Annotated in this window: 9 protein-coding genes; all 9 read right to left on the bottom strand. The window is 69.5% G+C overall.

Translation table 11 applies throughout. The features are described 5' to 3' along the window. Window positions 1-24 precede the first annotated feature (24 nt). Window positions 25-1356: a hypothetical protein gene (locus OG223_RS19345; RefSeq protein WP_329249962.1), complete on the bottom strand. Its 1332-nt coding sequence runs from the start codon at window positions 1354-1356 to the stop codon at window positions 25-27. A 66-nt stretch (window positions 1357-1422) separates the two neighbouring features. Beyond that, window positions 1423-2397, bottom strand: coding sequence for a glutamate ABC transporter substrate-binding protein (locus OG223_RS19340; protein ID WP_329249959.1), 975 nt, complete (start codon window positions 2395-2397; stop codon window positions 1423-1425). A 101-nt stretch (window positions 2398-2498) separates the two neighbouring features. Further along, entirely contained in the window at window positions 2499-3944 is a 1446-nt protein-coding gene (locus OG223_RS19335; RefSeq protein ID WP_329249956.1) for a hypothetical protein, read from the bottom strand. Between the two features lie 185 nt (window positions 3945-4129). Next, window positions 4130-5101, bottom strand: coding sequence for an N-acetylglucosamine kinase (locus tag OG223_RS19330; RefSeq protein ID WP_329249953.1), 972 nt, complete (start codon window positions 5099-5101; stop codon window positions 4130-4132). Beyond that, complete coding sequence (locus OG223_RS19325) at window positions 5092-6357, bottom strand: 6-phospho-beta-glucosidase (protein ID WP_329249950.1); 1266 nt, start codon at window positions 6355-6357, stop codon at window positions 5092-5094. Before OG223_RS19325 ends, OG223_RS19330 begins: the two co-directional genes overlap by 10 nt. A gap of 113 nt (window positions 6358-6470) precedes the next feature. Continuing rightward, complete coding sequence (locus OG223_RS19320) at window positions 6471-7364, bottom strand: carbohydrate ABC transporter permease (RefSeq protein ID WP_329249947.1); 894 nt, start codon at window positions 7362-7364, stop codon at window positions 6471-6473. 2 nt (window positions 7365-7366) lie between these two features. Beyond that, a complete protein-coding gene (locus OG223_RS19315; RefSeq protein WP_019065641.1) occupies window positions 7367-8308 on the bottom strand; it encodes a carbohydrate ABC transporter permease in 942 nt (313 codons plus the stop codon). A gap of 7 nt (window positions 8309-8315) precedes the next feature. Then, a complete protein-coding gene (locus OG223_RS19310) occupies window positions 8316-9653 on the bottom strand; it encodes an ABC transporter substrate-binding protein (RefSeq protein WP_329249943.1) in 1338 nt (445 codons plus the stop codon). Window positions 9654-9734: 81 nt separating this feature from the next. Then, complete coding sequence (locus OG223_RS19305; RefSeq protein ID WP_329249940.1) at window positions 9735-10946, bottom strand: ROK family transcriptional regulator; 1212 nt, start codon at window positions 10944-10946, stop codon at window positions 9735-9737. Window positions 10947-11110: the final 164 nt, after the last annotated feature.

Genomic DNA, 11110 nt, shown 5'->3' with positions numbered 1-11110 from the left:
CCGACCCCGCTTCTCCCTCGTCACTCACGCGCCCGGCCCCCTCTGGTCCTCGGGACCGCCCTGCGGCTGCGTCCGCGGGGCGTTGAACTGCTCGGCGGCGGCGTGCTGGTAGCGCAGCACCGCCTGTTCGGCGACACGCAGGTCGCAGGGCGCGCTCCACAGCATGCGGCGCGCCGCGTCGTACCGCTCGATGAGCAGCGGGTCCTCCGCGAGACCGTGCCGGGCGACCTTCGCCTTGTACGCGTCGAGGCGGCCGCGCAGCTCCGCGCGGACCGCCAGCGGCTGGGTCACCGCGGTCAACGACTCGCGGGCGCGCAGCAGTTCGTCCTCCGCCTTCCGCTCCAGGGACTCCAGGAGCGGCGACAAACGGTGCCACTGGGCGTGTCTGCGGTACTCGGCGGCCGTCGACAACTGCTCCTGCAGCACGGTCGGCGGTCCGCCGACGACCGGCACCTCCGTGGCGGCGATCTTCGCGAGGACCTCACCGCGCGCGGTGCGCGCCTCGGCGAGCGTACGGTCCGCGCGGGAGAGCACGTCCCGCAGCTTCACCAGCCGCGCCTCCGCGTCCTGCCGGACGGTCAGTACGGCGTCGATCTCGCGGCGCACGTCCTCCAGGGCGCGCGCCTCCCGGTCGTAGACCGTGGTGTCGGGCCGGCCGCCGCCGGGGGCCGAACTGCCCTGCGCCCGCACCCAGAAGGCCAGCGGGTCGGAGACCACGCGCTCGCGCAGGTCGGTCAGCACGCGCGTGATGCGCTCCAGGTCGTCGCCCGCCGGGTGCTCGCCCGGGCGGACGCCGACGGAGTGGGCGAGCTGGCGGGTGCGCCGCAACTCCGCGGCCAGTAAATCGATCCGGGCGGGCAGCGCCGACCACACCGCGTCGGACGTGACGACCATGTCGAGGGAGTTCGCGTACAGGTCGTTCATCTCGTCGACGAGCGCGCTCAGCGAGTACTGGTGGCTCAGCTTGCTCGAACCGCCGGTCAGCGTCGGCATGTTGGCCGTCGCCGTGGTGGATCCGGCGACCGTGACGGACTCGCCGCGCAGCAGCTCCGTCAGCTCGACCAGGTCCTCACGGCTGGACCAGCGGCGCCGGGAGCGGATGCTCTGGGCGGCGTGGAACGCGTCCGTGTACGCGTCGAAGTACGCCCACAGCAGCGTGATCGCCGCGTCCGTGGACGCCCAGCGCTCCTTGGTCGTCCCGGTCAGCTCGGCGCCTTCGAGGAGTCTGCGGCCCGCGTGGTCCTGGAGGGCGAGGAGCGAGGTCTCGATGGCCTCGTGCTCCGCGCCGAGCCGCGCCAGCGCACGGTCCACCTCGTCCCGGTCCATTACCGGCCCGGGGGGTCCCGTGACGCCCATCGATCACCTCTCGCTGCGTTGTGTGCCGTGGAAAGTCCGTTGTGTCGTTCGGTAGTTGACGGTCTGTCACTTGTAGTGCGGGGCGGGCGGGTCGGCGGACGGTGAGTTCTCGCCCAGGGTGGGCAGCAGCCATTTCGTGTAGGACGCGTGCCAGCCGTCGGCGCCGGTGCTGGTGCGGTAGGTCTCCAGTATTCGGTTGACCCGCTGCACCAGGTCGGTGGCGGACTTGTTCATGGCCACGCCGTAGTACTCGGTGGTGAAGGGGGCGCCCTTCAGCTCCACCGTCGGGTCCTGCGCGGCCTGGCTCGCGGCGAGCGCGCCGTCGGTCACCACCGCGTCCGTCTGGCCGAGTTGGAGCTTCACCAGGCAGTCGAGCTGGTTCGGGACGGGCTCCAGGATGGTGACCGTGGCGGGGATCTTGTGGCCCTTGTCCGCGAGCAGAGCCTTGTACGCCGTGGAGTCCTTCGCCGAGCAGATCCTCTTGTGGGCGAGGGTGTCGTTGTAGCCCTTGATCGTCGAGACCTTCGGGGCGAGGACCTGCTGGCCGGTGACGAAGTACGGCGCGGAGAAGGCGACGTCGTCGAGCCGGCCGCAGGTGATCGTCATGGTGCGGACCACCATGTCGACGCGCTTCTTCTGGAGCGCCGGGACGCGCTGGTCGGTCGGGATGGCCAGGAGATGCACCTGGCTCGGGCTGTAGGAGCTGCCGAAGATGTTCTTGGCGATGGCGTGCACGAGGTCGATGTCGAAGCCCTCCAGCTCGCCGGAGCTGTTGGGGTTGAGGTAGCCCCACCGGTAACTGTTCTGGTCGACGCCCACACTCAGGTAGCCGCGCTCCTTGATGGCGCTGATCGTGCTGCCGTCGGCGTCCGACGGGGGCGGGCTCTGGTCCTGGACCGTGCTCTCCTGGCACTTTGCGGCCTTGGCCTGGATGCCCTGGGCCGTGCGCTGTACGCCGAGGTCCGCGCCGGCCTCCCCGCGTGACTGGGTGAGCGGCAGCAGCAGGACGAAGGCGAGCGCGAGGACGCAGACGACCGCCATCGCACCCACCCCGCCCCAGCCCCGCAGACCGGCCCGCACACGTCGTACAGCGCTCAGGCGGCGAAAAAAGTCACTCCGTGCCCGCATCGTCACGCCCCCTTTCACCGGTACTCCGACAGCCGGCGCCCGATGCCCAGGACGGCGCCGGCCGCACCGAGCACCGCGAGCACCGCGGCGCCCACGGTGAGGCCGGTCATCGCGTCCAGGCCGTCACCGGCGGACTGCCTGAACTCTTTCGCCTCGTGCTGTAGAGCGAGGTCCAGCGAGTCGTCCACCGACGTGAAGCACTCAGCCGTCGACTCGCCGTCGCCGATGACACCTTGGCGGGCGGCCTGGTAGTTGCCGTCGTTGTTGTCGTCGCTGACCTGGTCGTGGCGGGACTTCCACGTCTGCATGGACTTGTTGGCGACCGTGACCGGCTCGCGGCCCGCGGAGTCGTCGGCGAGCGAGTCGGCCAGTTTCAGGCCCTTGCCCAGCGCGGCGATCTCCTGGTCGTATCCCCAGTCGTAGGCGTCCACGACCTTGTCGTTCGCGAGCGTCTTCGTCTCCGCGCCGCGGCTGACCAGGATCAGGTTCTCGTCACTGCGCGCCTTCAGGGAGGCGATCTGGGCGTCGTGCAGCACGTTGAGCGACTTGACCCCGTGGTCGTAGGAGTCGTTCAGGCCCGCGCGGGCGACGGTGTGGCCGACGACCACCCACAGCAGCACGACCGCGGTGGTGGCCGAGGCGGCGACCAGGCCGTGGTTCAGCACCCGGTTGGTGCGCTGGTAGTTACGCCGCTGGGCCCAGGCCAGACCGCCGAGCGCGACGAGCCCGAGGGCGATCGCGAACCACGGGTACGGCGTCGCGTTCCCGTAGTCGGCGCTCAGCCGCTCGTTCTCGTTCTTGTAGAGGTCCTGGGCCTTCGGGAGCATCTGCTTCTGCATGGTGGTGTTCGCGGCGCGCAGATAGGCGCCGCCCACCGGGAAGCCCTGCCGGTTGTTGGCGCGGGCCGACTCGACCAACCCCTTGTACTGCGGCAGGAGTTCGTTGAGCTGCCTGATGGTGGTCGCGGACGACGAGCCCGGGTCGGTGTTGGCGGCGGCGGTGACGAGCTTCGCGGCGGCCGTCTTTATGTCCAGCTCGTACTGCTTGCGGGTCGCCGGGGACTCCTGCAGACCGGCCAGATAACCGGTGGCCGCCATCGTGTTGGCGTCGGCGAGCGAGCGGTAGATGTCCGCCGCGTCCGAGGTGAGCGGCTGGCTGTGGTGCAGCACGTCACCGGCCGCCGTCGCCCGGCTGTCGGTCTGCCAGGCGGTGACCACGCCGAACGCGACCACCAGCAGGGCCAGCAGCGCGCCGATGGCCCGCAGCCGCCCCGGCTCGGTGGTGGCGGCCGCGCGCAGTTGGTCGACACCCTCGGCGAGCGCCGTACGGCGCACGGGTGTCGCGTCCGGCGTACGCCGGGGCGCGGGCGCCCCCGGGCGGCCCGGCTGCGGCGGCAGCACCGGCATCGTGGGCACGGCGGTGCCCGGTGGTGCCGTACTCGTCTTCGGCGGTTCTGTCACTGCTGACCTCCCCCAGGGTCATCCCGTCGCCGCAAGTATCGCCGCCAGGACTGACATTCCGCACGGGCCTTCACTGGATCTTGATCGGATCGCAGCGTGAGCACCGGATTTCCGGCACCACACAACGCCCCGCACCGCCCCCTTGTCCATGAATACGCCGTGGGAATCTGTTCGGTTCCCGGGTGTCAGTGCTCGTAGTACCCCCTGGCCCGCGCATGCGCCTCGGCCGGGACGCCCACATGGTCCAGGCCCAGCAGGACGGCGCCGAGGACCGGCCGCGCGGTGACGACCGTGGCCACCGCCTTGGGCGCCCGGGCAGCCAGCAACTCCCTTATACCGTCGTCCAGTTGGGGATGCCGGGCGGCGAGGACGCTGCCGCCGAGCAGCACCGGCGCCTCCTCGTCGAGCAGCTCCAGGCGGGTCAGCGCGACCGTCGCCATCGCCACCACCTCCTCGGCCAACCGGTCGACGATGGAGCGGGCCACCGGGTCGCCGTCCACCGCCGTCGCGAACAGCACCGGCGTCAACTCGTGCCGGCGACGGTGCGCGACGTGTTCGAGATGCAGGGCCTCCAGCAGGTCGTACATCGAGTCCAGGCCGAAGTACGCCGGGAGCGTACGCGCCAGGGCCGTGGGGCCGCCGCGCCCGTCCTCCGCGCGGGCCGCGTGCCACAGGGCCTCCTCCGCCAGGCCCCAACCACCGCCCCAGTCACCGGAGATACGGCCGATCGCCGGAAAGCGGGCGGTACGGCCGTCGGGCCGCATGCCGACGCAGTTGATGCCCGCCCCGCACACGACGGCGACGCCGCGCGGCTCGGGGATGCCCGCCCGCAGCACCGCGAACGTGTCGTTGCGCACCTCCACACTCGTGCCCCACCCGCGCGCGTGCAGCGCGGCGGCCAACTGCTCCTCCTCCACGGGGAAGTCGGCGTTGGCGAGACAGGCCGACACATGCTCGACCGCGCTCACCCCCGCGTCCGCGAAGGCGCGGGCGACGGCTTCCGCGACGTTGTCCACGGCCGTCTCGATGCCCACGACCGGGGGCCGGAACCCGCCGCCGCGGGCCGTGGCGAGGACCTCTCCGTCGGCCGCCACGACCGCGACGTCGGTCTTGCTGTTGCCCGCGTCGACGGCGAGGACACTTGCGGTCAGGCCCACGCGAGGTGCTCCCGGTTGTGCGCGATCAGTCGGTCGGTCAGGGCTTCGGCGTACTCGTACTGGCCGATCAGGGGATGCGAGAGCAGCGCCTTGAACACCCGGTCCCGGCCACCGCGCAGCGCGGCCTCCAGGGCGAGGTCCTCGTACGCCGTCACGTTGGCCGTCAACCCCGCGTACAGCGGGTCGACTTCGGCCACGGGAAGCGGAGTCGGACCCTTCGCGCCGATGGCGGCCTGCACCTCGATCACCGCGTCGTCCGGCAGGAACGGCAGCGTGCCCTTGTTGTACGTGTTCACCACCTGGTAGGGGCTCCCGCCCCCGCCGAGCAGCGCGGCGGCCAGGTCGACAGCGGCCTCGGAGTAATAGGCCCCGCCGCGCTTGGCGAGCAGCGCGGGCTTCTCGTCGAGCGCCGGATCGGCGTACATCTTCAGCAGGTTCCGTTCCATCTCGGCCACTTGGGAGGCCCGCGACGGCTTCGTACGGAGTTCCCGTACGACCTCGTCGTGCGCGTAGAAGTAGCGCAGGTAGTACGACGGGACGACGCCGAGCCGGTCGAGCAGTTCGCGTGGAAGGCTCAGGTCGGCGGCGATGTCGTCGCCGTGCTCGGCGAGCAGCTTGGGCAGGACGTTCTCGCCCTCGGGACCGCCTAGCCGCACACCGGTCTCCCAGGTGAGGTGGTTGAGGCCCACATGGTCGAGGTGCACATCGGCCGGGGTGACCCCGAGGAGTCCGGCGAACTTCCGCTGGAAGCCGATCGCCACGTTGCACAGCCCGACCGCCTTGTGGCCGGCCTGGAGCAGGGCGCGGGTCACGATCCCCACCGGGTTGGTGAAGTCGATGATCCAGGCGTCCGGGTTCGTACGGCGGACCCGCTCCGCGATGTCGAGGACCACCGGCACGGTCCGCAGCGCCTTGGCGAGGCCGCCCGCACCGGTCGTCTCCTGGCCGACGCAGCCGCACTCCAGCGGCCAGGTCTCGTCCTGCTCGCGGGCCGCCTGCCCGCCGACGCGGAGCTGGAGCAGCACCGCGTCGGCGCCCTCGACGCCGGCGTCCAGGTCGAACGTCGTCACGATCTTGCCGGGGTGCCCCTGCTTCGCGAAGATCCGGCGGGCCAACCCGCCCACCAGCTCCAGGCGTTCGGGCGCCGGGTCGACGAGGACGAGTTCCTCGACGGGCAGGGTGTCCCTCAACCGGGCGAAGCCGTCGATGAGTTCGGGTGTGTAGGTCGAGCCTCCGCCGACCACGGTGAGTTTCACTGGAGGTTCCCTCGCTTCCGGGCGCCGGTGACGGTCTTCATCTGCCGGGGGTCCGGCCCGCCGCGCAGCGGCAATTGGGGGAAGCGTCCCCCGGGAAGGCACAGCATGCGTGGTTAACCCTTCACTCCGGTGAGTGTGACGCCCTCGACGAACGCCTTCTGGGCGAAGAAGAACACGAGGATCACGGGGGCCATGACCAGCACGGTCGCGGCCATGGTGAGATTCCAGTCGGTGTGGTGCGCGCCCTTGAACGACTCCAGGCCGTAACTCAGCGTCCAGGCACCGGGGTTCTCGGACGCGTAGATCTGCGGCCCGAAGTAGTCGTTCCAGGCGTAGAAGAACTGGAAGAGCGCGACGGCCGCGATCCCCGGCTTCGCCATCGGCAGGACGACCCGCAGCAGCGTCTTGAACTCGCCGCAGCCGTCCACCTTCGCCGCGTCCAGGTACTCGTTCGGGATGGTCATCAGGAACTGGCGGAGAAGGAAGATGGAAAAAGCATCTCCGAACGCCATCGGGATGATCAGCGGCCACAGCGTGCCCGACAGGTCCAACTGCTTGGCCCAGAACAGGTACATGGGGATGATCACGACCTGCGGCGGCAGCATCATCATCGAGATGACCAGCATCAGGGACAGATTCCGGCCCCGGAAGCGGAACTTGGCGAGCGCGTACGCCACCGGGATCGACGACACGACGGTCAGGACGGTGCCGAGACCGGCGTAGATCAGCGTGTTCTTCCACCAGGTCAGGAAGCCCGGGGTGTCGAAGACCTTCTTGTAGTTGCCCCACTCCCAGGTGTGCGGGATGAGGTCGCGGCTCAGTGCCTGGCTGTCGCTCATCAGCGAGGTCAGGAACACGAACACGAAGGGGAGTGTGAAGAAGAGGGCCGCGGCGACGCCGAGCGAGTGGACGGCGATCCACTCCATGAGCGCCTTGCGGCGGGCGACGCGCTCGGCGGGGGTCACCGGCGCCCTCAACTCCACGGGCTTGTCGAGTACTTGGGCCATGGTCAGTCACCTGCCAGATTGAGGCCGCCCCGGCGCCGCATCAGGAACGCGGTGAACACCATCGACAGGGCGAACAGGACGAGTGCCACCACGCAGGCCGAGCCGTAGTCGAAGCGCTGGAAGCCGAGGTTGTAGACGAGCTGGGGAAGGGTGAGCGTGGACTTCTCCGGGTAGCCGGGCTCGAACTGCGTGCCGGCGCCCTGGATGACGCCGGACGCGACCTTTCCGGCGATGAGGGGCTGTGTGTAGTACTGCATGGTCTGGATCACGCCGGTGACGACGGCGAACATCACGATGGGCGAGATGTTCGGGAGCGTCACGTAGCGGAACCGCTGCCAGGCCGAGGCGCCGTCCAACTCGGCCGCCTCGTACTGCTCTTGGGGGACGTCGAGCAGCGCGGCCATGAAGATGACCATGAGGTCGCCGATGCCCCAGAGGGCGAGCAGGGTGAGCGCCGGCTTGGACCAGGTGGGGTCGTTGAACCAGCCCGGGGCCGGGATGCCGACCTTCTCCAGGATCGAATTCACCGGCCCGGTACCGGGGTTGAGGAGGAACGCGAACGCCATCGTCGCGGCCACCGGCGGGGCGAGGTACGGCAGGTAGAAGAGCGTTCGGAAGACGCCCGTCGCCGTCTTGATCTTCGTGATCAACAGCCCTACGCCGAGCCCGAACACGACCCGCAGCGAGACCATGACCACGACCAGCCACAGGGTGTTGCGCATCGCGGGCCAGAAGTACGGATAGTTCTTGAAGACGTACGTCCAGTTCTTCGTCCCCACCCACGTCGGCGGCTTGAAGCCGTCGTAGTGCATGAACGAGAAATAGACCGTCGAGATCAGCGGATACGCGAAGAAGACCGCGAAGCCGATCAGCCAGGGCGACATGAAGGCGAGAGTCCGAAGCGCCGACCTGCGGCGCTTCGACGCCAGCGTAATGGTGCTCATTCCGGGGCTACTTCGCCTGCGCGATGTCGGTGTCGATCTGCTTGGCGGTGCTCTTCAGAGCGGAGTCGAGGTCCTTGACCTTGCCGCTCTCGTAGTCGTAGCCGAGGTTCTGGATCGTCGTCAGATACACACCGCCGTTGATGGAGGCGGGACTTGTCGTCGAGTACTGGTTCGACGCGATGTCCAGGAACGTCTTGAAGCGCGGGTCGTACTTCAGCTTCGGGGACTTGAGGGCGGCGAGGGTGGAGGGCACGTTGTGGATGGCGTTGGAGAAGCCGACCACCGCGTCCGTGTCCGTGGTGATGTACTTGACGAACTCCCAGGCCGCGTTCTGCTTCTTGCTGTTGGCGGCGATACCGGTGATCGTGCCGGTGATGTAGCCCTTGCCGTACTGGGCGACCTGGTCGTCCGGCACGGGCAGCGGGGCAACTCCTATGTCCAGCTTGGGATTCGCGGCCGTGGCCATCCCGAGCCGCCACTCACCGTCGAGCTGCATCGCGACCTGACCGGTGTGGAAGGGGTGCTTGTCGCCCCACTCGTCGCCGAGGGTGGAGCGGTAGCTCTCCAGCTTCTTGAATCCGCCGAGTTCGTCGACGAGCTTCTTCTGGAGGGTGAATCCGGCTTTGAACGCGGGGTCGGTGGCGAGCGCCGACTTGCCGCTCTTGTCGAAGTACGTCGGCGAGAACTGCGCGAAGAGGTGCTCGGTCGTGGTCTCCCAGCCGTGGTAGTCCGGCATGAACCCGAGCTGGGAGTACGAGTCGCCCTTGCTGATCGTCAACTTCTTGGCGTCGGCCTCGAATTCGGACCAGGTCTTGGGCGGGCTGGTGATGCCGGCCTTCTTGAACTCCGTCTTGTTGTAGTAGAGCCCGTACGCGTCGCCCAGCAGGGGGGCGGTGCAGCGGTTCCCGTCGAACTGGGTGTACTCGTTCATCGCCTTGGGGAACGTCGTCTCCGGGTCGATGCCGTCCTTCTTGAAGAAGGGGTTGAGATCGACCAGGGCGCCCGAGGAGCAGAACTTGCCGACGTTGTTCGTCGTGAAGGACGAGATCACGTCGGGCGACTTGCCGCCGCCGGTGCGCAGCGCCTGGTTGATCTTGTCGTCGGTCATGTTGCCGACGACGTTCACATGGATGTTGGGGTGCGCCTTCTCGAACCCGGCGACCAGCGACTTCACGGCGCTCAGCTCGGAGGCCGCGCTCCAGGCGTGCCAGAAGTTGATGGTGACGTCCTTCGAGGCGTCGTCGGAGGAACCGGACGAGGACTGGCCGGTACAGGCGGTGGCGAGGAGGGCGATGGAGGCGGAGGCGGCGAGGGCAGTGGCCGCTTTCCGGGACATTCCGGGCATGGCAAGGTCTCCCAAGGGCGGGGCGGGGTGGATGCGAGGAGGGGGAGGGGTGGTGCGCGGGGGGAGTACGGGGTGCGGGAGTCAGCGTGAGGTGTCGAAGACCTCGTCGCGGGTCGTTGCCAGGGCGCTTTCCAACGCGCCGCGCAGCACGGGCTGTTCATGGACGTCGCCGACGACGAGCCGGGGCCGCGATGCCGCCAGCTCCTCCAACTCGGCCTGGACGAGGGCGCGTAGCGGTTCGCCGCCGGCGGACAGCGAGCCGCCGCTGAGGACGACGAGTTCGGGGTCGAGCACGGAGACGAGCGAGGCGAGACCGGTCGCGAGGTGGGTCGCGTAGATCTCCAGGAGCTGCCGCTGGGGGCCACTGGTGTGGTCGGCGGCGGTGGCGACGAGGGCGGCGGCGACCTCGGCGTACGGACCCGTCGGAATCTCGGTGATGCCGAGTTCGCGGGCGAGTTGGGGCAGGGCCTGCGAGCCCGCCAGTGCCTGGTAACCACCGCTGTTGGCCTTGGTCACCTGGCGGACCAGGGGTGCGCCCGGCACCGGCAGGAAGCCGACCTCGCCCGCGCCGCCGGTCCAGCCGCGGTGCAGCCGGCCGCCGAGGACCAGGGCGGCGCCGAGACCGCCCTCGTTCCACAGCAGCACGAAGTCGCCGTGCCCGCGGGCCGCGCCGAGCCGCTGCTCGGCTATGGCGACGAGGTTGACGTCGTTCTCGTACTCCACCGGCATCGGCAGCGCGGCGGCGAGTTCGTCGAGCAGCGCGGGGGAGTGCCAGCCCGGCAGGTGCGAGGCGTACCGCAGCCGACCGGTGTTGGGGTCGAAGGCGCCGGGGGTGCCGATGACGAGACGGTGGATGTCGTCCCGCGCGAGCCCGGCGGCTTTCACCGCGCCGTCGAGGGCGTCCGTGACCTGCCGTACGACGGGCTGAGCGGGCCGCCGGCCGGGCGTGGCGAGCTCGAACTCGCCCACCGTACGGCCGGTGACGTCGGCGACCGCGGCGCGGATGCGCTCCGGCGTGACGTCGAGCCCGGCGGCGTACGCGGCGCCCGGATTGACCACGTACAACTGGGCGTTGGGCCCGGGCCGCCCCTCGCTGGTCCCGGTGGCGAGGACGAGCCCCGCCGCTTCGAGCCGGGCCAGGAGCTGGGAGGCGGTCGGCTTGGAGAGGCCGGTGAGCTTGCCGATCCGGGTGCGGGACAGCGGGCCGTGCTCCAGGAGGAGGTCGAGGGCGGCGCGGTCGTTCATGGCGCGCAGGACGCGGGGGGTGCCCGGGGTACCGGAGGTTCCTGCCATGTCGTACGCCACCTGCCTCTCGAATACTCGAACCACCCAGCGTGTCACGTGATCACTGTTAGGAAAGTTTCCTATTGGGTGGAAGGAACGTAAGCCCGAGGCGAAGGGGGCGTCAATAGAGACCGCCCCCGAGGCAACAGACTCGTTACCTGCGGGGGCGGTGG

The organism is Streptomyces sp. NBC_01478, assembly GCF_036227225.1.
Taxonomy (GTDB): domain Bacteria; phylum Actinomycetota; class Actinomycetes; order Streptomycetales; family Streptomycetaceae; genus Streptomyces.
This window is presented reverse-complemented; position numbering and strand designations above follow the sequence as displayed.